Origin of the sequence: Micromonospora sp. C97, from assembly GCF_018070385.1 — a bacterium.
Classification (GTDB): Bacteria; Actinomycetota; Actinomycetes; order Mycobacteriales; family Micromonosporaceae; genus Micromonospora; species Micromonospora parva.
Genome location: NZ_JAGPXU010000007.1, coordinates 128,719 through 153,016, shown reverse-complemented (window position 1 = coordinate 153,016; position 24,298 = coordinate 128,719). Strand labels below are relative to the sequence as shown.

Sequence of the window (24,298 nt, the reverse complement as noted above, 5' to 3'; positions counted from 1 at the left end):
GCGTCACGACGACCGCCGCCGACCACGCAGCAGCAGGAAGATCAGGTACGGGCCACCGATCGCGGCGGTCAGCACCCCAGCGGGCAGTTGGGTGGGTGCGAACAGCCGCCGGCCGGCCAGGTCGGCCAGCACCAGCAGGAGCGCGCCGAGCAGGGCCGCGCAGACCAGCGGCGGCCGTTCGGCGCGTACCAGCCGGCGGGCCACCTGCGGGGCGACCAGCGCCACGAAGTCCACGGCCCCGACCTGGGCGGTGACCATCGCGGCGACGAGCACACCGGTGCCGGCGAGACCGATCCGGCGGGCCACCGGGCGCAGCCCGACGCCCCGGGCGGTGTCGTCGTCGAGGGCGGTGCTGTTCAGCGCCCACCCGGCCCAGGCCAGCACCGGCAGCAGCACCAGCAGGGTGCCGGCGATCCAGGCGGCCTCGGTCCAGCCCTTGCCGGCGAGGGTGCCGATCAGCCAGATCTGCGCGCGCAGCCCGTCGATCGGGTCGGCGGTGAGCATGACCACCTCGGTGAGCGCCCGGAAGCCGAACGCGACCGCCACGCCGGCGAGCACGAACCGCTGTGCCGCCAGCCCGTGCCGGGCGCCGAGGGCGAACAGCAGCGCCGCCGCGAGCAGCCCACCCACCAGCGCGGTGGGCGCCACCAGCACGGCGGCCATTCCGCTGGTCAGGGCCACGGTGGCGGCGAGACCGGCACCCTGGGTGATGCCGATGACGTCCGGGCTGGCGAGCGGGTTGCGGGCCACGCTCTGGATCAGCGTGCCGGCCACGCCGAAGGCGGCGCCGGCCACGGCGGCCAGCACGACGCGCGGCAGCCGAAGGTCGAAGACCACGAGGTCGTACGGGGTGCCGGCCCCGGAGAGGGCACGCAGCACGTCGGCCGGGGCGACGTACGGGGTGCCCAGCGAGAGACTGAGCACCACGGCCAGCAGGAGCAGCACGGTCAGCACGGCGGCCACCAGGACCGCGCGACGGCGGATCAGCAGGCTGACCGGGCCGATCCGCAGCAGCGACCGCCCGGCCAGCCGGATCGACTCACCGGACGGCACGGCGGTGCTCGACAGGCCGGCGGCACCGGGCGAGGCGGCGGCGGGCGAGCCGGCGGCGGCGTCAGACGCGTCGGAGGGGCCGGAGGTGCGCTGGGTGGTGGTCACGCGGTCACCACCCGGGCGCGACGGACCAGCACGGCCAGCAGTGGCGCACCGATCAGCGCGGTGACGATACCGGCCGGGATCTCGCCGGGTGGGGCGACGAGCCGACCGACGATGTCGGCGGCGAGCAACAGCGCCGGCCCGAGCAGGGCGGAGACGGCCAGGGTCCAGCGGTGGTCCGCGCCGACCAGGGCGCGCGCCAGGTGCGGCACGGCCAGCCCGACGAACGCGACCGGGCCGGCAGCGGCCACCGCCGCACCGGTCAGCAGCACGGCGGCGAGGCCACCACCGAGGCGGACCAGGCCGATCCGGTGGCCGAGTCCACGGGCCACGTCGTCGCCGAGGGCCAACGCGTCCAGACCGCGGGCCACCAGGGCGGCCAGGACCAACCCGACGAGGACGAACGGCAGCACCTGCGCGGTGACCGACAGGTCCCGGCCGGACAGACCGCCGACCACCCAGAAGCGGTACTCCTCGAAGGTGCGGGCGTCGATGCTGAGCAGGGCGTACACCCCGGAGGCCAGGCTGGCGTCGAGCGCCGCACCGACCAGCGCGAGGGTGACCGGGCTGGCGCCCTCGCGGGCGCGGGTGGCGATGGCGAAGACCAACAGCCCGGCGATCAGGGCTCCGGCGATGCCGAACCAGACGTACCCGGCGAGCGTGCCGACGCCGAAGACGGAGATCGCCAGGACCACCCCGAACGACGCGCCAGCGCTGATGCCCAGGATGCGCGGCTCGGCGAGGGGGTTGCGGGTGAGCGCCTGGAACAGCACCCCCGCCACGGCGAGCGCGAGGCCGACGGCGAGGCCGAGCGCGGTCCGTGGCATCCGCAGCTCACGGACGATGGTGCTGGCGTCGCCGCCGTCGGGTGCGACGAGCGCGTGCCAGACCTGGTCGACGCCGAGTTGTCGGCTGCCGAGCGCGAAGCTGGCCAGCACGGTGAGCAGCAGCACCAGCGCGGCCCCGACGGTGACGGCCACCCGGCGGCCGGTACGGGTGCCGGACCGGTTGCGGGCCGGGGTCGGCCGGGTGGCGAGGGTGGTCACGAGTCTCCTGCACGTTCACGCTTAGGTTCGCCTAACCTTAGCCGAGCTGCAGAAAGAGGCCTAACCGGCGTCTGTCGATGCCGTCGGGGCTCCCCCGGCCCCGCCCGCCGCGCCACCGTCACCGGCCGCCGCGCCACCGCGCGGCAACACGTTCAGCGGTCGCATCATCTCGTTGTCCTCGTGCTCCAGCAGGTGGCAGTGCCAGGCGTACCGACCCGGCAGGTCGAAGTGCGCCTTGATCCGGGTCACCTCCCACGGGTACGCGAGCACCGTGTCCATCCACCCCCGGTCCGCCGGGCCCGGCTGCGCCCTGCCCGAGTGTCCCCGGCCGAGCAGCTCGAACTGGACCTGGTGCAGGTGGACCGGGTGCACGTGCCGGGTGAAGTTGCGCACCTCCCAGACCTCGGTGTCGCCGAGGGTGGGCTGTTCGGTCACCGGATCGCTCCAGCGCAACGGCAGACCCCGGCCGCGCTCGTCGAGGACGCCGAGCAGCATCACCGTCGACCCGCCGGACCCGCGCTCGTTGAGCGACAGCTGGCGTACCCGCTGGGCCGCTCCGAGCCGAGGGTGCGCCGGCAGCCGTAGTTGTTCCGGTGGGACGCTGGGGTCCGCGCCGGCGGCGTCGGTGACCACGAACCGCAGCACCTGCCCGGTGGTCTGCGGGTCGGCCGGCGGGAAGTCCACCCCGGGGCGACCGCCGGCGTACATCCCGTCCGGCCCTTCGTTCACGAGGTACAGCTCGGTGCCGGCCGGGACGTCGGTGAAGTCTACGATCGCGTCGACCCGCTGGGCGGGGCCGAGTGACACGCGTTCGTGCGCCACCGGCTCCGGCAGGAAGCCGCCGTCGCTGCCGATCTGCCAGACCGGCAGCACCGGCCGGGCCGGCCGGGCGGTGGCGTTCGCGGCCACGCTGAGCAGCAGGAAACGGCTGTTGCAGCCGTTGAGCAGCCGGAACCGGTAGCGCCGGCGCCGCACTGTCAGCGTGGGCCAGGTGCGGCCGTTGACCACGATGGTGGAGCCGGAGAACCCGGGCACGGACACTGGCGGCCCGTCGCCGTTGCCGGAGTACCGCTTCGGGTATTGCAGGTCGCCGTCGGCGGTGAAGCTGCGGTCCTGGATCATCAGCGGGATGTCGTGGTACGAGGCGGTCGGCGGGTCGGCGCGGGTCGGCGCCGGGCCGGGCAGCACTTCCTCCGGCAGCTCGTCCCCGCCGAGCAGGTAGAACCCGGCGGGCCCGGCGTAGACGTTCTCGCGGGTGAGCCCGAGCGTGTGGTCGTGGTACCAGAGGGTGCACGGGCGCTGGTCGTTCGCGTACTCGAAGGTGGCCGAGCCCGGCGTCCAGCGCAGCCCGGACCGTTCGGCGAACCGGGACCGGAACTCGCGGTACGCGCTGCCGGACACGGCGAAGTCCGGCGGCAGGTCGCGGGCCGTCGGCAGGTACCACGCCTCGGCGTGCCCGTCGCTCTCCTGGGCGCTGTGCGCGCCGTGCAGATGCACCACCTGCGGCACCGGTCCGCGATACCCCTGCGGGCTGCCGTCCCACCGCCCGTGACGGTCCCGGTGCTCGATGCCACCGGCCGGGTTGGCCCAGTGCACTGTGGGGTCCACCGGCAGCAGGTGCGGCAGGTAGTCGCCCCGGTCGTCGACGAGCTGGTTGACCCAGGTCACCCGCACCGGCCGGCCGACCCGGGCCATGATGGTGGGCGCCGGGTAGCCGAAGCTGCCGGGGTGGGCGGTGGAGCCGTAGCCCCACACTGTGGTGCGCGGCCACGGGGGCGGCAGGATCTGCTGGCGGAACTGTCGTACCGCGATCTCGTAGGTGTCGCGCTCGGGATCGGGCGCCACCGTCGGCATCGCCGGGGGGATCCGCAGCGGCGTGACGTACTTCGGGATGTCACGGGCGTCCAGCGACGCTGCCGCGGCGAGCGCCCGGCCCGATGCCGCCCAGCCCGCCGGGATCAGCGCCGCCGCGCCGCCGGTGGCACCGGCCACGAGCAGCCCACGTCTGGTGACCATGCCGCACCTCCCAATCGTCGCGAACCTCGATATGAGAATGAGATTCGCGGACGACCACAGGACGGACAGATGCTCGATGACACCCAGAAGAGGGACATTCGCCTCATAGGGTGGGAACATGCGATTCGACCAGCACACGGTCGTCCTGCTGAGCCGACCGTCGGATCCGCCGGAGCTGCCGCAGGACGCCATCGACCGCCTGCAGGACGCCCACCTGGCGCATCAGGCGGGTCTCGTGCAGCAGGGGCTGGTGCTCGCGGCCGGGCCGTTCCTCCACCCCGACGACGAGCGGTTGCGGGGCTTCGTGGTGCTGTCCATCGCCCCGGACGAGGCCCGCGCGCTCTTCGCCAACGACCCGGCCGTGCGTGCCGGTCGCCTGCTCGCGCGGGTGACCACCTGGCTGCTCCCGGAGGGCAACCTGCGCTTCGAGAGCGTGCCGGTGCCGCAGTCGATGCTGGAGGCCGCCGCCGGGGACTGACGCGCGCCCGGTCAGCCGGCCGAGTCGCTGCCGGTCTCCGCCGGCAGCTCCCCGAGCGGGACCACCAGCGGGGCGTCCATCGGGCCGACGATCACCCGCAGGTCCGGGAAGTGGTCGGCCAGCACCTGCCGGCACCGGGCACAGGGCGCGACGACCTCGCGACCGCGGTCGGCGACCGTGACGATCGTCTCCAACGCGGTGACGCCCTGCGTCGCGGCCGTGCCGATCACGACCAGCTCGGCGCAGACCGCTGCGCTGGCGTGCCGGACGTTCACGCCCGTGAAGACCCGCCCGTCCACGGTCCGGGCCGCCGACGCGACAGTGTGGCGCTGGCTGCGGCACCGCAGCTTGGCGACCGCGGTGGCGGCCTGCACCAACGCGCGGTCGGTGTCACGCATCTCCATCCCGGCTCCCCCAGCGCTCGACGTCGGCCGCCAACTCTAGGTCCCGGTCATGGCCGTCACGGGACCGGAGGCCCCCGGTGAACGGCAGTCGAGGAGCGGGCCGCTCGATAACCCGGGGGCGGTGCGCCGCCGGGCTGCCTATCCTTGGGCACGACATGCAGAATCCAACCGCCTCCGTCGCGACCGATCCCGTTCGCGAGCTGCACCGCCGCCTCACCCCTCTGATGTTCCGCGACCAGCGCCGACTCCAGCGGCGGCTGGACGGTGCCCGCAAGCTGCGCGACCCGCAGCGTCGGGAGGCGGCGCTGACCGAGATCACCGCCGACCTGGTCCGGGCCGAGCAGCGGCTCGCCGCCCGCCAGGCCGCGGTGCCCGTGATCTCGTACCCGGCGGGTCTGCCGGTCAGTGAGCGCAAGGACGACATCGCCACGGCCATCCGCGACCACCAGGTGGTGATCGTGGCGGGCGAGACCGGCTCCGGCAAGACCACCCAGATCCCCAAGATCTGCCTGGAGCTGGGGCGCGGCGTGCACGGCCTGATCGGGCACACCCAGCCCCGGCGGTTGGCCGCCCGCACGGTGGCCGACCGGATCGCCGACGAGCTGGGCACCGAGCTGGGTGACGTGGTCGGCTACAAGGTGCGCTTCACCGACCAGGTCAGCGACCGCAGCCTGGTGAAGCTGATGACCGACGGCATCCTGCTGGCCGAGCTGCAGACCGACCGGATGCTGCGCCAGTACGACACGCTGATCATCGACGAGGCGCACGAGCGCAGCCTCAACATCGACTTCATCCTCGGGTACCTGCGGGAGCTGCTGCCCCGCCGACCCGACCTCAAGGTGATCATCACCTCGGCGACCATCGAGACCGACCGCTTCGCCAAGCACTTCGCCGGGCCACCCACCGCCGACGAGCCCGACGGCGTGCCCGCGCCGGTCGTCGAGGTCTCCGGACGCACCTATCCGGTCGAGGTCCGCTACCGCCCGCTGGTCGAGCTCGCCGAGGGCGAGGACGACGGCGACGCCGACGAGGAGAACGTCCGCGACCAGATCCAGGCGATCGGCGACGCCGTCGAGGAACTGGCCGCCGAGGGCCCCGGCGACATCCTGGTCTTCCTCAGCGGCGAGCGGGAGATCCGGGACACCGCCGACGCGCTGGGCAAGCTGGTGCAGAAGAAGCGAACGCTGCTCGGCACCGAGATCCTGCCGCTGTACGCGCGGCTCTCCTCCGCCGAGCAGCACCGGGTCTTCGCCGCGCACAACTCCCGTCGGGTGGTGCTCGCCACCAACGTCGCGGAGACCTCGCTGACAGTGCCCGGCATCAAGTACGTGGTGGACCCGGGCACCGCCCGCATCTCCCGCTACTCCAGCCGGCTCAAGGTGCAGCGGCTGCCGATCGAGCCGATCTCCCAGGCCTCGGCCAACCAGCGCAAGGGCCGCTGCGGCCGCACGTCGGACGGCATCTGCATCCGCCTCTACGACGAGCAGGACTTCGCGTCCCGGCCCGAGTTCACCGACCCGGAGATCCTGCGGACCAACCTGGCGTCGGTCATCCTCCAGATGACAGCGATCGGGCTCGGCGACCTCGCCGCGTTCCCGTTCATCGACCCGCCGGACAAGCGCAACATCACCGACGGTGTCAATCTGCTGCACGAGTTGGGCGCGTTGGACCCGACCGAGGCCGACCCGGCGAAGCGGCTCACCGCGCTCGGTCGGCGGCTGGCCCAGCTGCCTGTCGACCCGCGACTGGCCCGGATGGTGGTCGAGGGCGAGCGCAACGGCTGCGCCACCGAGGTGCTGGTGATCGCCGCCGCGCTCTCCATCCAGGACCCGCGGGAGCGACCGGCGGAGAAGCAGGCCCAGGCCGACCAGGCGCACGCCCGGTTCGCCGACAAGGAGTCGGACTTCGTCGCCTACCTCAACCTGTGGCGTTACCTGCGCGAGCAACAGCGCGAGCTGTCCTCCAGCGCGTTCCGCCGGATGTGCAAGGCGGAGTACCTGAACTACCTGCGGATCCGCGAGTGGCAGGACATCGTCAGCCAACTGCGCCAGGTGCTGCGTACCCCGGGCGAGGGCGACCGGCGCGGTGGACGGCCGGCGCCCGACACCCCGGCCGACGCGGACGCCGGCCGGGCCCGCCGTGGTGGCGCGGACCTGCCGGAGGAGATCGACACCCCGAAGGTGCACCAGTCGCTGCTGCCCGGCCTGCTGTCGCACATCGGCCTCAAGGACGCCCAGAAACACGAGTACCTGGGGGCGCGGGGGGCGAAGTTCGCTGTCTTCCCCGGATCGGCGTTGTTCAAGAAGCCGCCGCGCTGGGTGATGGCTGCCGAACTGGTGGAGACATCCCGGCTGTGGGGCCGCATCGCCGGTCGGGTCGAGCCGGAGTGGGTCGAGCCCCTCGCCCAGCACCTGGTCAAGCGCAGTTACAGCGAGCCGCACTGGGAGAAGAAGCAGGCCGCGGTGATGGCCTACGAGAAGGTCACCCTGTACGGCGTTCCGCTGGTCAGCTCCCGCAAGGTCAACTTCGGGCGGATCGATCCGACGCTGAGCCGGGAACTGTTCATCAGGCACGCCCTGGTCGAGGGTGACTGGCAGACCCACCACCAGTTCTGGGCGGAGAACAAGCGGCTGCTCGCCGAGATCGAGGAGCTGGAGAGCCGGGCCCGACGCCGGGACATCCTGGTCGACGACGAGACCATCTTCGGCTTCTACGACCAGCGGATCCCGGCCGACGTCTCCTCCGGCCGACACTTCGACTCGTGGTGGAAGAAGACCCGCCGCGAGCGACCCGACCTGCTCACCTTCACCCGCGACCTGCTGATCAACGATGGCCGCGCGGGCGTGGCCGAGGACGACTACCCGGACGAGTGGCAGACCGACGGGGTGAGCCTCCCGCTGACGTACCGGTTCGAGCCGGGCACGCCGGACGACGGCGTCACAGTGGACATCCCGTTGCCGCTGCTCAACCAGGTGCCGGCGGAGAGCTTCGACTGGCAGGTGCCGGGGCTGCGCGAGGAGACGGTGATCGCGCTGATCCGCTCGCTGCCGAAGGCGATCCGCCGCAACTTCGTCCCGGTGCCGGACTACGCCCGGGCCGCCCTGGCGGCGATCACGCCCGGCGAGGAGTCGCTGCTGGACGCGCTCACCCGGCAGCTGCGCCGGATGACCGGGGTGACAGTGCCCCGCGACGCCTGGGAGCCGGGCAAGCTCCCGCCGCACCTGCGGGTGACCTTCCGGGTGCTCGGCGACGACGAGAAGCCGGTCGCCGAGGGCAAGGACCTGCCGGCCCTGCAACGCCAACTCCGCCAGGAGGTACGCCAAACGGTGGCGGCCGCCGCGCCGGAGGTGGCCCGCACGGGCCTGCGGGAGTGGAGCATCGGCACGCTGCCCCGCACCATCGAGCAGGTCCGGGCCGGGTACGCGGTCACCGCCTACCCGGCGCTGGTGGACGAGGGCGCCACGGTCGGGGTGCGGGTGTTCGACTCCCCCGCCGAGGCGGAGGCGGCGCACTGGGCGGGAACCCGCCGGCTGCTGCGGCTCACCGTGCCGTCCCCGGCGCGGTTCCTGCAGGGGCGGCTGAGCAACGAGGCGAAGCTGGCGCTGAGCCGTAACCCGCACGGCGGCGTCCAGGAGTTGATCGAGGACGCCGCGGGCGCGGCCATCGACCGGCTGATCGCTGCGGCCGGTGGGCCGGCGTGGGACGCCGACGGTTTCGCGGCGGTGCGTGAGAAGGTCCGCGCCGACCTGGTCGACACCGTCGTCGAGGTGATGGACCGGGTCCGCAAGGTCCTCGCCGCCGCGTACGCCGTCGAGCAGCGCCTCGGCGCTACCCGCAACCTCGCCGTGGTCGCGGCGCTGGCCGACATCCGCAACCAGCTCGCCGGGCTGGTGCACGCCGGGTTCATCACCGAGACCGGGTACGCGCGCCTGCCCGACCTGCTGCGCTACCTCACCGCCATCGAGCGTCGACTGGACCGCCTCGGCGGCAACCCGCAACGCGACCGCCAACAGCAGGACCGGATCGCCGTGGTGCAGAAGGAGTACGACGACCTGCTCGCCAACCTGCCGCCGGCCCGTCGGCAGGAGACAGCGGTCCGGCAGATCCGCTGGATGATCGAGGAGCTGCGGGTGAACGTCTTCGCCCAGGCGCTCGGCACCCCGTACCCCGTCTCGGAGCAGCGGATCTACCGCGCGATGGACGACGCCGAGGGCCGCTGACGCCGGTCAGAGCGGGTCCACCCCGGGCGGGAGCTCGTCGCGGTCGATGGCCGACTGGATGTAGTCGAGCAGGATGCGGCGCAGCTCCCGGCCGGCGTGGGTGGGTACGACGTCACGGCGGCGGGCCACCGCGATGGTCCGCCGCACCCCGGGCGGGGCGAGCGGGGTGATCCGCACGCCCGGCCGGCGCGCCAGCACGATGCCGGGTACGAGCGCGATGCCGAGCCCCGCCTCGACGAAGCTGAGCACGGCGTCCATCTCGCCGCCGTCCACCGCGAAGCTCGGTTCGAAGCCCGCCTCCCGGCAGGCCTGGATGGTCGCGTCGCGCAGGTCGTACCCCTCCCGGAACATCACCATCGGCTGGTCCCGAAGGTCGGTGATGCGCAGCTCCCCGGTCGTCGACGCGGTCGCCACCTCTCCCACCGAGGCCACCACCAGGCTCTCGCGCAGGATCGGGTCGACCCGCAGACCCGGGTCGGCGCCCTGCGACGGCATGATGATCAGCGCCAGGTCCAGATCCCCGCGCAGCAGGTCACGCACCAGGTCCTGGGAGCCGCCCTCCTCGACCCGCAGGTCGACCGTGGGGTGCGCGTCGCGGAACCGGCGCAGCACCGGCGGGGCGAGCGAGGTGGCCAGGCTGGGGGTGGCCCCGAGCCGGACCCGGCCCCGGCGCAGCCCGACCAGCTCCTGGACCTCCCGGGTCGCCGTCTCCACGTCGGCGAGGATGCGGGTGGCCAACGGCAGCAGCACCTCACCCGCCGCGGTGAGCGCGATGTTGCCCCTTACCCGCTCGAACAGGGGCGCCCCGAGGTCGGCCTCCAGAGCGTGAATTTGCTTACTGAGAGAAGGCTGAGTGATGCCGACCAGGTCGGCGGCTTGGGTGAAATGTCGTACTTCGGCCACCGCGACGAAGTACCGGAGCTGATGGAGCTGCATCTACATAGCCTACGGCTATCAACGCTGCGAGTTTGATGCATTGGACGACTGATCGAAGTGCTCCTAGCGTCGGTCTCGTGGTAATGACGAAAACTCGGTCGCCCATCCGCTCGAACGTCGGCCTCAAGGCCGTCATGGCGGTGACGGGCATCCTGCTGGTGCTCTTCCTCATCGCCCACATGCTGGGGAACCTGAAGGTGTTCACGGGGGAAACCTCGTTCGACCACTACGCGCACTGGCTGCGCGACATCGGCAAGCCACTGCTGCCCGGCGTCTGGTTCCTGTGGATCCTGCGCACCGTGCTGGTCGTGGCGGTCGTCGCCCACATCGTGGCCGCCACCGTGCTGGCCCGGCGGGCCCGCGCCGCCCGCCCGGTCAAGTACGCCCACCGCAAGAAGGTCAACGGCAGCTACGCCGCGCGCACGATGCGCTGGGGCGGCGTGATCATCCTGCTCTTCGTGATCTACCACCTCCTGGACCTGACCACCGGCACGCTGAACCCGGTCGGCAACGAGAGCAAGCCGTACGGCAACGTCGTCGCCGACTTCGCGCCGGAGCGCTGGTACGTCACGCTCTTCTACACGCTCGCCATCGTCACGGTGGGCTTCCACCTGCGCCACGGCGCGTTCAGCGCGTTCCGCAGCCTCGGCCAGCAGACGCCGCGTGGCGAGCGTCGGGCCCGCGTCGCGGCGCTGGTCTTCGCCGTGCTGCTCTGCGCCGGGTACCTGGTGGTCCCGTTCGCCGTACTCACCGGATTGGTGTCCTGACATGGAACTCTTCACCGAGGGCGACCCGATCGCCGACACCAAGGCTCCCGCCGGCCCGGTCGAGAAGCGTTGGGAGACCCGGCGCTTCGAGGCCAAGCTGGTCAACCCCGCCAACCGTCGCAAGATGACGGTGATCGTGGTCGGCACCGGCCTGGCCGGTGGCTCGGCCGCGGCGACCCTGGCCGAGCAGGGCTACCACGTCAAGTCCTACTGCTACCAGGACAGCCCGCGCCGGGCGCACTCCATCGCGGCACAGGGCGGCATCAACGCGGCGAAGAACTACCGCAACGACGGCGACTCCGTCCACCGGCTCTTCTACGACACCGTCAAGGGCGGCGACTTCCGCTCCCGGGAGTCGAACGTGCACCGGCTCGCCGAGGTGTCGGTGAACATCATCGACCAGTGCGTCGCCCAGGGCGTGCCCTTCGCCCGCGAGTACGGCGGTCTGCTGGACACCCGCTCCTTCGGTGGCGCCCAGGTGCAGCGCACCTTCTACGCCCGGGGCCAGACAGGTCAGCAGCTGCTGCTCGGCGCGTACCAGGCCCTGGAGCGGCAGATCGGCCTGGGCAACGTGGAGATGAACGCCCGGCACGAGATGCTGGAGCTCGTCCTCATCGACGGCAAGGCTCGGGGCATCGTCGTCCGGGACCTGGTCACCGGCGAGATCAGCACCGAGATGGCCGACGCCGTGGTGCTCGCCTCCGGCGGCTACGGCAACGTCTTCTACCTCTCCACCAACGCCAAGGGCTGCAACGTCACCGCCACCTGGCGGGCGCACCGCAAGGGCGCGTACTTCGCCAACCCCTGCTACACGCAGATCCACCCGACCTGCATCCCGGTCTCCGGCGACCACCAGTCGAAGCTGACCCTGATGAGCGAGTCGCTGCGCAACGACGGCCGGGTCTGGGTGCCGAAGGCCAAGGGCGACGACCGCAACCCGCGCGACATCCCCGAGGACGACCGGGACTACTACCTGGAGCGGATCTACCCCTCCTTCGGCAACCTGGTCCCCCGCGACATCGCCTCCCGGGCCGCGAAGAACGTCTGCGACGAGGGCCGCGGCGTCGGCCCGACCAAGCTCGGCGTCTACCTCGACTTCGCCGACGCGATCAACCGGCTCGGCCGCAAGGCCATCGAGGCCAAGTACGGCAACCTCTTCGAGATGTACGAGCGGATCACCGGCGAGGACCCGTACGAGGTGCCGATGCGCATCTACCCCGCCGTGCACTACACGATGGGCGGCCTGTGGGTCGACTACGACCTCCAGTCGAACATCCCCGGCCTGTTCGTGATCGGTGAGGCGAACTTCTCCGACCACGGCGCGAACCGGCTCGGCGCCTCGGCGCTGATGCAGGGCCTCGCCGACGGCTACTTCGTGCTGCCCACCACCATCGCCAACTACCTGGCCTCCGGCCCCCTCGACAAGGTCGACGCCAGCCACCCGGCGGCGATCGAGGCCCGCAACGACGTCGAGGACCGCGTCCGGCGGCTGCTCGCCGTCAACGGCGACCGGACCGTGGACTCGTTCCACCGCGAGCTGGGCCAGATCATGTGGGAACACTGCGGCATGGAGCGCAGCGAGGCCGGCCTGCGCAAGGCGATCGGTGAGATCCGCTCGCTGCGCGAGGCGTTCTGGCAGCGGGTCAAGGTGTCCGGCACCGGCGAGGAACTCAACCAGTCGCTGGAGAAGGCCGGCCGGGTGGCCGACTTCTTCGAGCTGGCCGAGCTGATGTGCATCGACGCCCTGCACCGCGAGGAGTCCTGCGGCGGCCACTTCCGGGCCGAGCACCAGACCCCCGACGGTGAGGCGCAGCGCGACGACGACCGGTTCGCGTACGTGGCGGCCTGGGAGTTCACCGCCGACGGTGAGCCCTCGGTGCTGCACAAGGAAGACCTGAAGTTCGAATACGTCCACCCCACGCAGCGGAGCTACAAGTGAACCTGACCCTGCGCATCTGGCGCCAGAAGGGCCCTGAGGACAAGGGTCGGATGGTGACCTACCCGGTCGACGACGTGTCCCCGGACATGTCGTTCCTGGAGATGCTCGACGTGCTCAACGAGCGGCTGATCCTCTCCGGCGAGGACCCGGTGGCGTTCGACCACGACTGCCGCGAGGGCATCTGCGGCATGTGCGGCCTGATGATCAACGGCGACGCGCACGGGCCGCAGCGTGGCACCACCGCGTGCCAGCTGCACATGCGGCAGTTCTCCGACGGCGAGACGATCGACATCGAGCCGTGGCGGGCCAGCGCCTTCCCGGTCGTCAAGGACCTGGTGGTCAACCGCAGCGCCTTCGACCGGATCATCGCGGCCGGTGGGTACGTCACCGCGCCGACCGGCAGCGCGCCCGAGGCCCACTCCACCCCGGTGGCCAAGGCCAACGCCGACGCCGCCTTCGAGTCGGCGGCCTGCATCGGCTGCGGCGCGTGCGTGGCCGCCTGCCCGAACGCTTCCGGCATGCTCTTCACCGCCGCCAAGCTCACCCAGCTCTCGCTGCTGCCGCAGGGCCAGCCCGAGCGCTACACCCGGGTGATCGGCATGGTCGACGCGCACGACGAGGCCGGCTTCGGCGGCTGCACCAACGCCGGCGAATGCACCCCGGCCTGCCCGAAGGGCATCCCGCTGAACACCATCGGCCGCCTCAACCGCGACTACCTCACGGCCACCGCCAAGGGCGCCAACAACACCCCTGGTTCCTGAGGGTCCAGCCCCGTACCGAACGCCCGACCGCCGTACCCCACGCTCTTTCCGGGGTACGGCGGTCGGGCGGGCTCTGGGCGGGCTCACTCTCGGTCGTTGGTTGCGGTGGGGCTGGGGCGGCCGTCCCCGGCTCCGGGCGGTCAGGCTTGATCCCTCCGCCGGGGACGGCCGCCCCAGCCTGACCCCGGTCGCGGCCCGTCCGCATCGCATGATCCACTCGCGTTTCAGGAAATCGGCCGGTTACCGCACGCCGGATACCGCGATTTCAAGAAACCCGAGTGGATCCACCCGATCTCGGCCCAGCTGACCCCGACACCACCACGACAAAGGGGTCAAGACGGACGAGCCGCCACTCAAGGACCCGCGCACACCCGGGTGACCCCCGCCCGGGTGACCTTCGGAGGTGCGGCATCGAGCGGCAGCAACCGGTGTCAGGGCTCACGGACCTCCGCAGGAACGCACAGACGGACGCCCATCAGCGAGGCCTGGGGGGCGACCGTCACCGGCGTAGGGATCAAGCCTGACCGCCCGAAGCCGGGGACGGCCGCCCCCCAGGCCCCCACCGCAACCACCACCAACCCGAGGGGAATGGTCACCCCGGGCCCCACCCCAACCACCGCGAACCCCGAGGCAGACCAGGCCCGGAAGGCAGGAATCCGGGACGGACGGCCGGTTCAAGTGCCCGAGCCCGGGTAGCAGTCCTCTCAGGCAGCGTGGAGAGGGGACGAGGGACATGAAGGCACTCACCTGGCAGGGCAAGCGGGACGTACGGGTCGAGGAGGTCCCGGACCCTCGGATCGAGGAGCCGACCGACGCGATCGTGAAGATCACCTCGACCGCTATCTGCGGTTCCGACCTGCACCTGTACGAGGTGCTCGGGCCGTACCTGAAGCCCGGTGACATCCTGGGCCACGAGCCGATGGGCATCGTCGAGGAGGTCGGGCGGGAGGTGACCGGGCTCAAGCCCGGCGACCGGGTGGTGGTGCCGTTCAACATCGCCTGCGGCAGTTGCTGGATGTGTTCGCGCCAGCTCTACGCCCAGTGCGAGACCACCCAGGTCACCAGCGAGGGCAAGGGCGCGGCCCTGTTCGGCTACACCTCGCTCTACGGTTCGGTGCCGGGCGGGCAGGCCGAGTACCTGCGCGTCCCGCAGGCCCACTTCGGGCCGATCAAGATCCCGCAGACCGGCGCCGACGAGCGGTACCTCTACCTGTCCGACATCCTGCCGACCGCCTGGCAGGCGGTGAAGTACGCGGACACCCCGCCGGGTGGCACCCTGGCCGTCTTCGGGTTGGGTCCGGTCGGGCAGTTCTGCGCACGGATCGGCCGCCACCTCGGCGCGGGCCGGGTGATCGGGCTGGACCTGGTGCCCGAGCGGCTGGAACTGGCCCGCCGGCACGGCATCGAGGTGCTCGACGTCAGCGAGCTGTCCGACGTGCCGGGCGCGCTGATCGACCTGGTCGACGGGCGCGGCCCGGATGCGGTGATCGACGCGGTGGGTATGGAGGCGCACGGTTCGCCAATGGGCAAGCTGGCCCAGACGGCCGCCGGGCTGCTGCCGGACAAGGTGGCCCAGACGATGACCGACCGGGCGGGGGTGGACCGACTCTCCGTCCTGCACGCCGCGCTCAAGGCGGTACGCCGCGGTGGGACGGTGTCGATCTCCGGCGTGTACGGCGGTGAGGCGGACCCGATGCCGCTGATGGAGATGTTCGACCGGGGTGTCCAGCTGCGGATGGGGCAGTGTCACGTGCGCCGGTGGACCGACGAGATCCTGCCGCTGCTCGCCGGCGACGACGACCCGCTGGGCGTGGAGGACCTGCGTACCCACCGGGTGCCGCTGGCCCGGGCGCCGCAGGCGTACGAGATGTTCCAGAAGAAGGAGGACGGCTGCATCAAGGTCGTGCTCGCACCATGAGGGCGAGGGGTGCGCCGTGAGCCGGGTGGTCGTGATCGTTGGCGCGAGCAGCGGGATCGGCCGGGCGACGGCCCGGGCGTTCGCCGAGCGCGGCGACCGCCTGGTCCTCGCCGCCCGCGCCGCCACGACCCTGGCCGAGGTACGCGCCGAGTGCGCCGAGGCCGAGGTGCTGACCGTGCCGACCGACGTGACCGAGCCGGACGCGCTGGACACGCTCGCGGGCGCGGCGGTCGAGCGTTTCGGCCGCATCGACGTGTGGGTGCACACGGCGGCGGTGATGGCCTACGGGCGCTTCGACGAGCTGCCGGAACAGGTCTTCGACCAGGTGGTGCGGACCGACCTGCTCGGCGCGGCGGCCTCGGTGCGGGTGGCGTTGCGGCACTTCCGGGTCGCCGGGGCCGGAACGGTGATCCTCACCGGGTCGGTTCTCGGGCACATCACCGCGCCGTACATGAGCGCGTACGTGACGAGCAAGTGGGGGTTGCAGGGTCTCGTCCGGGCGGTGCAGCAGGAGTTGCGCGACCGCCCGGCGATCCGGCTGTGCCTGGTCAACCCGGGCAGCGTGGACACTCCCGTGTACCAGCAGGCGGCCAACTACCTGGGCCGGATCGGGCGGCCGCCCGCGCCGATCGCCCGGCCGCAGCGGGTGGCGCGGGCCATCGTGGACTGTGTGGACCGGCCCCGCCGGGAGGTGTCGGTGGGCCGGCTCAACGTGGTGCTGCGCGCCGGTTTCACCGTACTGCCGGGGGTTTATGACGTGTTGGTCGGACCGCTGATGCGAGCGGCGGGGCTCAGCGGACGCCCGGTCGTCGCGCACGACGGCTCGGTCTTCGCGCCGAACCCGGCCGGCGAGGCGGTGCACGGTGGTCACCTTCCCGACCTGCGACAACTTGTGTTCGGACCGGTTGGCGCGGTGGGCGCCGCGCTGCGCCGGCGGCTCGGCTGAGCCACTCAGGACGATCCGGGGGCGTCGTGTATCGATCAACTCGCATAGGGTGGTGGGCCAGCAAGCGCTCTGGCGCACCACGATCGGGGAGACGATTCATCATGCGACTGAACCGCAGAACGGCACTCGGCCTGGGCACCGTGGCCACCGCCGGCACGGTGCTGGGCGCCGCCGCCCCGGCGAGCGCCGCCGAGGCCACCGAGACGTCGCCGACCACCCCCGCCCGAGCCGCCCGACGGGTCGCCGCCGTCTTCACCAAGCACAGCACCGAGGCCGGTGGCAACTGGCAGGCGTACGTCAGCGTCGCCGACCCGGCCGGTGCGCCGGTGGTCGCGGTGCAGGCCGACCCGGACCGGCGGATCGAGGCGTACAGCGTCAACAAGATCGCGGTAGCCACGGCGGTGCTCGACAAGGTCGACCGAGGGCTGCTCACCCTGGACCAGCAGGTCGAGGTGAGCGCGGCGATCGTCGTACCGGGCGGTGACGGCATCTTCAGCCTCGACGGCGCGTACCCGAGCCGGGTGACCATCGGGCACGTGCTGGCCAACCTGCTGACCGTCTCGGACGACACGGCGGTGCGGCTGTGCGGCCTGGTCGCCCCGGCCGCCGAGATCAACTCCATCCTGGTCGCCAAGGGCTTCCCGAACACCCAGGTCGAGCCGGTGGCCAACCCGAACCGGTTCTTCCTCGGCACCAGCACCCCGCGCGAGACGCACGACCTGCTGCGCGCCCTGGTCGCCGGCACGCTGCTCTCCCCCGCCTCGACGACGTACCTGTTGGGCCTGCTGCGCTCCCCGGTGGCGTTCACCGACGGCATCCGGCGCACGATGTCCTCCGACGAGCGAGCCCGGGTCGCCACCAAGGCCGGCTGGTTCGCCGACGCCCGGCACGAGGCCGGGGTGATCTTCGACCGTTCCGGTGCGGCGGTGCTCACCTACGCGCTCTTCGCCGACGGGCAGGCCAACCCGGAGGACTTCGGCGCGACCCACCCGGCGGTGCAGGCCCGGGCCGCCATGGGCCCCAAGTTCCTGGCCGCGGTGGACCGGATCGCCGGCGTGGGGACCACGTTCCGGATCACCGCCCGACGCCCCAGCAACGGCGGCTGACGCCATCCCGGGTCGGTCGCCACCGTCGGCGACCGACCCGGCGTGGCGACCGCCGGGGCACGGGTCGGTTCGGGTGACTACCGTGTAGGGCGGACACGTCGGAGGGACGGCAATGGCACGAGCGCGGAGCACGGACATCGAACGGTCGCTCGGGCGGCGGATGCGCGGCGCGGCTGGGCTGGCCGCGCTGGCCGGCCTGGCCTGGGTCGCCCGGGATGTGCCGGCGGCGCTCGGCGGCCGGCTCAGCGGGGCCCGCGCCGAACGGGCGGCCCGCTCGCCCCAGTTCCGCGACGGCACCTTCCACAACCAGGCCGGCACCCGCACGATGGTCGCCGAGCCGGGCCGCAACCTGGTCTGCGAGCTGATCTTCGGTAAGCAGAAGCGGCGCCCGACCACACCGGTGCCGCTGCTGCGGCCCGGCACGACGGACGCCGCCGACGCGGCCGACGAGCTGAACATCGTCTGGTACGGGCACGCCTCGACGCTGATCGAGATCGAGGGCCGGCGGGTGCTGCTCGACCCGGTGTGGAGCGACAGGTGCTCCCCGTCTCCTCGGGTCGGCCCGCGCCGGCTGCACGAGCCACCGGTCGGCATCGACGAGCTGCCCCCGCTGGACGCCATCCTGATCTCCCACGACCACTACGACCACCTCGACATGGCCACCGTGCGGGCGCTGCTCGCCGGGCAGTCCGCGCCGTTCCTGGTACCGCTCGGCGTGGGCGCGCACCTGGACCGCTGGGGCGTACCCGCCGAGCGGATCATCGAGCTGGACTGGTCCGAGTCGCACCAGGTCGCCGGCCTGGAGATCACCGCCACCGCCGCCCAGCACTTCTCCGGCCGTGGGCTGCGCCGCGACGGCACCCTCTGGAGTTCCTGGGTGGTGGCCGGGGCGCGCCGCAAGGTCTTCTACACCGGCGACTCCGGTTACTTCGCCGGGTACGCGGAGATCGGCGCCGAGCACGGGCCGTTCGACGTGACGCTGATGCAGATCGGCGCGTACGACCGGGCGTGGCCGACGATCCACATGTTCCCGGAGGAGGCGGTGAACGCCCACCTCGACCTGCGTGGCGGGCTGTTCGTGCCGGTGCACTGGGCGACGTTCAACCTGGCGCTGCACGACTGGTCCGAGCCGGTCGACCGGTTGTGGGCCGAGGCGAAGGCCCGCGACGTGCGACTCGCCGTGCCCCGCCCCGGCGAGCGGGTGGTGGTCGACGAACCGCCCGCCGTCGACGGCTGGTGGCAGGCCATCGCCTGACCTCAGGTCAGTCAGAGGACGAACGCGTCGGTCCAGAGCGCGCCGGACCGGCCGGAGAGCGCGTCCAGCATGGCCACCGCCTGACCGTCGGTGAGCTGCGCGACGAAATCGACGATGGCCCGGCCCCGGGCCCGACCGATCCGGTCCGGGGTACGCGGGTGCAGCTCGGCCTCGGCCAACTCGACCAGGTCGTGCAGCCGGCGGGGCAGCCGGGATTCCTCCTCCGGGTCGAGCAGCCACTCCCAGAGGGCCTCGACCAGGGTGCCCAGCAGCCGGGCCTGACCGCGCTGGTGCAGGGCGAGGTCCGGGCGGGCCAGCACGAACCGGTGGTGCACGAACTTGAGCACCTGCACCTCGTGCCACTGCGCGCAGCCGAGCAGCACGTACCCGGAGCGCACCGACGGCTGATCGGTGACGGTGATCGCCTCGACGAAGCGGGTGGACCAGCGGGCGGAGAAACGCGCCACGTACTGCTCGGCCTCGATCGAGCCGTCGAACGGCATCGCGAGCAGCCCGTCGACCAGCTCCTCGCGGACGTGCTCGACGGCGGCGGCGAACGCGTCGTCGTCGGCGATCCAGGCGTCCTTGCGGTGCAGTTGTCGACGCAACCGCTCGATCGCCGCCCCGGGTCGCCGCGCCGACGTGGCCAACGCCGCGTCGGTGATCGCCCGGAAGTGCCCGCTCTCGCGCTGCCAGGCCATCAACTCGGCGGAGACCGAACCCTGCTGGAGCACACCGACCCGGTAGAAGTCCTCCACGTCGTGGATGGCGTACGCGATGTCGTCGGCGGTGTCCATCACGGACGCCTCCACCGTCTGCTGCCAGTCCGGGATGCGGCCGGCGAACGGCTCCCGGGCCTGCCGTAGGTCGTCCAGCTCGGTGCGGTACGCGCCGAACTTCGACGAGCCGCTGTCCGGGTCGTCCGGCGGAGGGGTGGCTCCGCGCGGCGGCGGATCCATCGTGCGCGGGTGCGGGTCGGGGTGGTCCAGGCGGGTCCACGGGTACTTCAACATCGCCGCGCGGACCGCCGCCGTCAGGTCCAGCCCGGTGGTGGCCGCGCCCCGGATCTCGGTGCTGGTGACGATCCGGTACGACTGCGCGTTGCCCTCGAACCCGTCGGAGAGGCCGAGGCGCTGACGGGCCAGCCGGTCCAGCACCCGCTCCCCCAGGTGCCCGAACGGTGGGTGGCCGAGGTCGTGGGCGAGCGCCGCCGCCTCCACCACGTCGGGGTCGAGGCCGCCGAGCTTGTCCAGCAGGTCACGCCACCGCTCGTCGGCCGTCAGCCGCTCGGCGACGGCCCGGGCCACCTGGGCGACCTTGAGGCTGTGGGTGAGCCGGTTGTGCACCAGCAGCCCGGAGCCGACCGGGCTGATCACCTGGGTGACACCGCCGAGGCGGGCGAAGAACGGCGAGCCGACGATCCGGTCCCGGTCGGCGCGGAACGGGTTGGCAGTGAGGTCGCCGAGAGCCCGGGCGCTGCCGCCGAAGAGCCGCCGGGCGCGCGGCTCCGCAGCAGATTCCATGATCGCCACGCTAGCGCAGGCCCGCCGGGACCGCCGCCGGTCACCCCGGCCAGCCGCGACGACAGCTGTCGGGGCCGCCCGGCAGAATGCAGGCGGTACCCACTCCCGAAGGCGGATCGAGATCGTGACCCAGTCTGTTCATCAGCGGATCGCCGACGAGCTCGGCGTGGCCGAGCGTCAGGTGCGGGCGGCCGTGGAGCTGCTCGACGGCGGCGCCACAGTGCCGTTCATCGCCCGTTACCGCAAGGAGGCCACCGGCCTGCTCGACGACACCCAGCTGCGCACCCTGGAGGAGCGGCTGCGCTACCTGCGCGAGCTGGACGAGCGGCGGGCGGCCGTCCTGGAGTCGATCCGCAGTCAGGGCAAGTTGGACGAGGCCCTGGAAGCGCAGATCATGGCCGCCGACTCGAAGTCGCGGCTGGAGGACATCTACCTGCCCTACAAGCCGAAGCGGCGGACCCGCGCCCAGATCGCCCGCGAGGCCGGCCTCGCCCCGCTGGCCGAGACGCTGCTGGCCGACCCGACCCAGGACCCGAAGGCCACCGCCGCCGCGTTCGTCGACGCGGAGAAGGGCGTCGCCGACGCGGCCGCCGCGCTGGAGGGCGCGCGGGCCATCCTCATCGAGACCTTCGCCGAGGACGCCGACCTGATCGGCACGCTGCGCGAGCAGATGTGGTCGCGGGGCCGGCTGGTTTCCCGGGTACGCGACGGTCAGGAGACCGCCGGCGCCAAGTTCGCCGACTACTTCGACTTCTCCGAGCCGTACCCGAAGCTGCCCTCGCACCGGATCCTGGCGATGTTCCGGGGCGAGAAGGAGGGCGTGCTCGACCTGACCATGGAGCCGGAGGAGGCCGGTGAGGCGGACGCCGTGCCGGCCGGCCCGACCCGGTACGAGGCGGCCATCGCCGGCCGGTTCGGGGTGTCCGACGCGGGCCGCCCGGCCGACCGCTGGCTGACCGACACGGTCCGCTGGGCGTGGCGGACCCGGATCCTCATCCACCTCGGCGCGGACCTGCGGATGCGGCTGTGGCAGGCCGCCGAGGAGGAGGCGGTGCGGGTCTTCGCCACCAACCTGCGGGACCTGCTGCTCGCCGCGCCGGCCGGCACCCGGCCCACCATGGGCCTGGACCCGGGCCTGCGCACCGGCGTGAAGGTGGCGGTGGTGGACGCCACCGGCAAGGTGGTCGCCACCGACACCATCTACCCGCACGAGCCGCGCCGGCAGTGGGACGCGTCGGTGGAGACCCTGGCCCGACTGGCCGGGGCGCACGGGGTGGAGCTGATCGCGATCGGCAATGGCACCGCCTCCCGCGAGACGGACAAGCTCGCCGGTGACCTGATCGCCCGGCACCCGCAGCTCAACCTGACCAAGGTGATGGTCTCCGAGGCCGGCGCGTCGGTCTACTCCGCCTCCGCGTACGCCGCGCAGGAGCTGCCCGGGATGGACGTGTCGCTGCGCGGCGCGGTCTCCATCGCCCGGCGTCTGCAGGACCCCCTGGCAGAGCTGGTCAAGATCGACCCGCGGTCGATCGGCGTCGGCCAGTACCAGCATGACCTGTCCGAGGTGAAGCTGTCCCGGTCGCTGGACGCGGTGGTGGAGGACTGCGTCAACGCGGTCGGCGTGGACGTCAACACCGCCTCCGCGCCGCTGCTGACCCGGGTCTCCGGGATCGGCGCCGGGCTGGCCGAGAACATCGTGCTGCACCGGGACGCCAACGGGCCGTTCCGCTCGCGTACCGAGTTGAAGAAGGTGGCCCGGCTCGGCCCGAAGGCGTTCGAGCAGTGCGCCGGCTTCCTGCGCATCCCCGGCGGCGACGACCCACTGGACTCGTCCAGCGTGCACCCCGAGGCGTACCCGGTGGTGCGCCGGATCCTGGCCAGCACCGGTCAGGATCTGCGCTCGGTGATCGGTAAGAGCACGATCCTGCGCGGGCTGCGGGCCACCGACTTCGTCGACGACCGGTTCGGCCTGCCCACCGTCACCGACATCATCGCCGAGCTGGAGAAGCCGGGCCGCGATCCCCGCCCCGAGTTCCGCACCGCCACCTTCGTCGAGGGGGTGGAGAAGATCAGCGACCTGACGCCCGGCATGGTGCTGGAAGGGGTGGTCACCAACGTGGCCGCGTTCGGCGCGTTCGTGGACGTCGGGGTGCACCAGGACGGTCTGGTGCACGTCTCGGCGATGTCCCGGACCTTCGTGAAGGACCCCCGCGAGGTGGTGAAGTCCGGCGACGTGGTCAAGGTCCGGGTGCTCGATGTGGACGTACCCCGCAAGCGCATCTCGCTGACCCTGCGCCTGGACGACGAGCCGGCGGCCGGCGGTGCTGGTCGGACGAGCCAGGAGGGGCGTGGCGGCCCGGCGCAGCGCGCACCGCAGGGCGGTCGCGGCGGCCAGGGCGGTCGTGGCGGCGGGCAGCAGGGCGGTGGCGGCGGCCAGGGTGGCCGTGGCGGCCAGGGTGGTCGTGGCGGGCAGGGTGGTCGTGGCGGGCAGGGTGGTCGCAGCGGCGGGCAGCACGGCGGTCGCGGCGGGCAGCAGCGGCAGGGCGCACCGGCGCCGGCCAACGACGCGATGGCCGAAGCCCTGCGCCGCGCCGGCCTGGCCTGACCCCGGTCAACCGGCGCGAGCGATCGACCGAAACGCCCACGCCACAGCAGATCTTGGACAGTTTCCGTTCAGACGGAACGGAAACTGTCCAAGATCGGGGTCCGTCCGGGCGACGACCCGCGCGAAACGCGAGCCAGGCCGATGACGTGGTCGCGGCCGGTGGCCGCGACGGTGAGTCGATCCCGTTGCGGACGCTGCTCACCCGGTTGCTGGACGACGGGACCGACGAGCCAGACCCCACCACCAGACCTGCTGCACCACGAGGGTGAGCAGTCCGGCCAGGACGATCGCACACAGGTTGATCACCAGTTGGAGGGCCGAGCCGCCCGCTTCGTCCCACACTCCGTAGGCGGCGGCCACCGCCACGTTCGCGGCGGCCGGGACCGTGGTCACCGAGATCAGCACGCCGACCAGGCTGCCGGACTTCTTCGACGTCAACGAGAGCATCCCGGCCACGCCGGCAAGTAGACCGACCACCCAGGACAGCGCGTCCGGCCGCCAGATGAAGTCGGTGAGCGGACGTTCGGCGAGCAGCATCTCCCGACTGACCAGGCCGGCGGCGGTCAACGCCCAGGTGCTCAGCACGGTGACCGCCATGGCCGCCATAAAACCGACAGTCAGGGCCAGCACCGAGCGGCCGATCACGTCCAACCGACGACGTAGCAACGCCACGCAGAGCGCGGCGAGCGGGCCGAACTCCGGACCGACCACCATCGCCCCGACGATGAGGATCGGCTGGTCCAACAGCACACCGATGCCGGCGATCATGGTGGCCACCACGATCAGTACGAGGTAGGTGCCGGACAGTTCGGTCTGCTCGCCGGTCTTCGCGGCGATCTCGTCCCAGACCACCGCGTCCGCCCCGCTGCCCGGTGCCCGCTCCGCCGCCCGGTCAGCCGCGGCGGAGACGGTCAACTCCACATCGTCGGCCGCGATGCCGCCGGTGTCGTCCACCCCCATCCGCTGCAACTCCTGCAACACCCGGTCGGCGCTCTCCCGCACGACGTCGAACTGGATGAGGTCGCCCGGGGGCTGCCGGGCGACGCCGGGCAGCACCACCAGGTGGGTCACGCCGGGCTCGGCGGCCAGCAGGTCGATCACGTTCGCCGACTGCTCCGGCGAAGCGATCACCCTCAGGTGCAGCACGTGTCCTCCCCCTCACCCGACCGACCGGTCCCCTACCCGCCCGACCGGCCGGTCGAGACCCTACCGCCCGGCCGCCG

17 protein-coding genes are annotated in these 24,298 nt (G+C 72.3%); 10 read left to right on the top strand and 7 right to left on the bottom strand.

The features are described 5' to 3' along the window. Window positions 1–3 precede the first annotated feature (3 nt). From KBX26_RS13085 to KBX26_RS13075, 3 genes are read right to left on the bottom strand one after another with little or no spacing between them, the layout of a single operon-like run. Window positions 4–1,158 (bottom strand): iron ABC transporter permease, encoded by a 1,155-nt coding sequence (locus KBX26_RS13085; RefSeq protein WP_307857807.1) that lies wholly within the window; start codon window positions 1,156–1,158, stop codon window positions 4–6. Then, on the bottom strand, window positions 1,155–2,201 hold the full coding sequence (locus KBX26_RS13080) for an iron ABC transporter permease (RefSeq protein ID WP_030335090.1): 1,047 nt from the start codon (window positions 2,199–2,201) through the stop codon (window positions 1,155–1,157). The genes KBX26_RS13085 and KBX26_RS13080 overlap by 4 nt, the downstream gene beginning before the upstream one ends. A gap of 60 nt (window positions 2,202–2,261) precedes the next feature. After that, entirely contained in the window at window positions 2,262–4,217 is a 1,956-nt protein-coding gene (locus KBX26_RS13075; protein ID WP_210865519.1) for a multicopper oxidase family protein, read from the bottom strand. Window positions 4,218–4,335: 118 nt separating this feature from the next. On the opposite strand from KBX26_RS13075, the gene KBX26_RS13070 reads away from it, so the two are divergent. Next, complete coding sequence (locus KBX26_RS13070) at window positions 4,336–4,695, top strand: YciI family protein (RefSeq protein WP_030335093.1); 360 nt, start codon at window positions 4,336–4,338, stop codon at window positions 4,693–4,695. Between the two features lie 11 nt (window positions 4,696–4,706). On the opposite strand, the gene KBX26_RS13065 is transcribed toward KBX26_RS13070, so the two are convergent. Beyond that, window positions 4,707–5,099, bottom strand: coding sequence for a cytidine deaminase (locus KBX26_RS13065; protein WP_210865518.1), 393 nt, complete (start codon window positions 5,097–5,099; stop codon window positions 4,707–4,709). A 155-nt stretch (window positions 5,100–5,254) separates the two neighbouring features. On the opposite strand from KBX26_RS13065, the gene hrpA reads away from it, so the two are divergent. Continuing rightward, window positions 5,255–9,319 carry an ATP-dependent RNA helicase HrpA gene (gene hrpA, locus KBX26_RS13060; protein ID WP_210865517.1) on the top strand — a complete coding sequence of 1,355 codons (4,065 nt, stop codon included), beginning with the start codon at window positions 5,255–5,257 and terminating at the stop codon, window positions 9,317–9,319. Window positions 9,320–9,325: 6 nt separating this feature from the next. On the opposite strand, the gene KBX26_RS13055 is transcribed toward hrpA, so the two are convergent. After that, on the bottom strand, window positions 9,326–10,255 hold the full coding sequence (locus KBX26_RS13055) for a LysR family transcriptional regulator (protein ID WP_210865516.1): 930 nt from the start codon (window positions 10,253–10,255) through the stop codon (window positions 9,326–9,328). Between the two features lie 83 nt (window positions 10,256–10,338). Between KBX26_RS13055 and KBX26_RS13050 the strand changes: the two genes are divergently transcribed. From KBX26_RS13050 to KBX26_RS13020, 7 genes are all read left to right on the top strand, one after another. Beyond that, window positions 10,339–11,022: a succinate dehydrogenase cytochrome b subunit gene (locus tag KBX26_RS13050; protein WP_210860985.1), complete on the top strand. Its 684-nt coding sequence runs from the start codon at window positions 10,339–10,341 to the stop codon at window positions 11,020–11,022. A 1-nt stretch (window position 11,023) separates the two neighbouring features. Further along, window positions 11,024–12,961 (top strand): fumarate reductase/succinate dehydrogenase flavoprotein subunit, encoded by a 1,938-nt coding sequence (locus KBX26_RS13045; protein WP_210865515.1) that lies wholly within the window; start codon window positions 11,024–11,026, stop codon window positions 12,959–12,961. Beyond that, window positions 12,958–13,722: a succinate dehydrogenase/fumarate reductase iron-sulfur subunit gene (locus tag KBX26_RS13040; RefSeq protein WP_210865514.1), complete on the top strand. Its 765-nt coding sequence runs from the start codon at window positions 12,958–12,960 to the stop codon at window positions 13,720–13,722. The genes KBX26_RS13045 and KBX26_RS13040 overlap by 4 nt, the downstream gene beginning before the upstream one ends. A gap of 733 nt (window positions 13,723–14,455) precedes the next feature. Further along, window positions 14,456–15,640 carry a zinc-dependent alcohol dehydrogenase gene (locus KBX26_RS13035; protein ID WP_210865513.1) on the top strand — a complete coding sequence of 395 codons (1,185 nt, stop codon included), beginning with the start codon at window positions 14,456–14,458 and terminating at the stop codon, window positions 15,638–15,640. A 16-nt stretch (window positions 15,641–15,656) separates the two neighbouring features. Continuing rightward, entirely contained in the window at window positions 15,657–16,586 is a 930-nt protein-coding gene (locus KBX26_RS13030; protein ID WP_210865512.1) for an SDR family NAD(P)-dependent oxidoreductase, read from the top strand. A gap of 101 nt (window positions 16,587–16,687) precedes the next feature. Beyond that, the gene (locus KBX26_RS13025; protein WP_210862298.1) at window positions 16,688–17,692 is read left to right on the top strand and encodes a serine hydrolase; all 1,005 of its coding nucleotides are present in this window, start codon (window positions 16,688–16,690) and stop codon (window positions 17,690–17,692) included. Window positions 17,693–17,852: 160 nt separating this feature from the next. Further along, window positions 17,853–18,947: an MBL fold metallo-hydrolase gene (locus KBX26_RS13020; RefSeq protein WP_210865558.1), complete on the top strand. Its 1,095-nt coding sequence runs from the start codon at window positions 17,853–17,855 to the stop codon at window positions 18,945–18,947. Window positions 18,948–18,958: 11 nt separating this feature from the next. Here the strand turns inward: KBX26_RS13020 and KBX26_RS13015 are convergent, their stop codons facing one another. Beyond that, entirely contained in the window at window positions 18,959–20,470 is a 1,512-nt protein-coding gene (locus tag KBX26_RS13015) for a deoxyguanosinetriphosphate triphosphohydrolase family protein (RefSeq protein WP_210865511.1), read from the bottom strand. Between the two features lie 124 nt (window positions 20,471–20,594). On the opposite strand from KBX26_RS13015, the gene KBX26_RS13010 reads away from it, so the two are divergent. After that, complete coding sequence (locus tag KBX26_RS13010) at window positions 20,595–23,075, top strand: Tex family protein (protein ID WP_210865510.1); 2,481 nt, start codon at window positions 20,595–20,597, stop codon at window positions 23,073–23,075. 198 nt (window positions 23,076–23,273) lie between these two features. On the opposite strand, the gene KBX26_RS13005 is transcribed toward KBX26_RS13010, so the two are convergent. Next, window positions 23,274–24,221 carry a DUF389 domain-containing protein gene (locus KBX26_RS13005; protein WP_030335119.1) on the bottom strand — a complete coding sequence of 316 codons (948 nt, stop codon included), beginning with the start codon at window positions 24,219–24,221 and terminating at the stop codon, window positions 23,274–23,276. Window positions 24,222–24,298 lie beyond the last annotated feature (77 nt).

Coding starts and splice junctions, on each gene's coding strand:
- KBX26_RS13025 (WP_210862298.1), top strand. CDS start 16,688: ATGCGACTGAACCGCAGAACGGCACTCGGCCTGGGCACCGTGGCCACC.
- KBX26_RS13035 (WP_210865513.1), top strand. CDS start 14,456: ATGAAGGCACTCACCTGGCAGGGCAAGCGGGACGTACGGGTCGAGGAG.
- KBX26_RS13015 (WP_210865511.1), bottom strand. CDS start 20,470: ATGGAATCTGCTGCGGAGCCGCGCGCCCGGCGGCTCTTCGGCGGCAGC.
- KBX26_RS13020 (WP_210865558.1), top strand. CDS start 17,853: ATGCGCGGCGCGGCTGGGCTGGCCGCGCTGGCCGGCCTGGCCTGGGTC.
- KBX26_RS13045 (WP_210865515.1), top strand. CDS start 11,024: ATGGAACTCTTCACCGAGGGCGACCCGATCGCCGACACCAAGGCTCCC.
- hrpA (WP_210865517.1), top strand. CDS start 5,255: ATGCAGAATCCAACCGCCTCCGTCGCGACCGATCCCGTTCGCGAGCTG.
- KBX26_RS13065 (WP_210865518.1), bottom strand. CDS start 5,099: ATGGAGATGCGTGACACCGACCGCGCGTTGGTGCAGGCCGCCACCGCG.
- KBX26_RS13055 (WP_210865516.1), bottom strand. CDS start 10,255: ATGCAGCTCCATCAGCTCCGGTACTTCGTCGCGGTGGCCGAAGTACGA.
- KBX26_RS13075 (WP_210865519.1), bottom strand. CDS start 4,217: ATGGTCACCAGACGTGGGCTGCTCGTGGCCGGTGCCACCGGCGGCGCG.
- KBX26_RS13070 (WP_030335093.1), top strand. CDS start 4,336: ATGCGATTCGACCAGCACACGGTCGTCCTGCTGAGCCGACCGTCGGAT.
- KBX26_RS13050 (WP_210860985.1), top strand. CDS start 10,339: ATGACGAAAACTCGGTCGCCCATCCGCTCGAACGTCGGCCTCAAGGCC.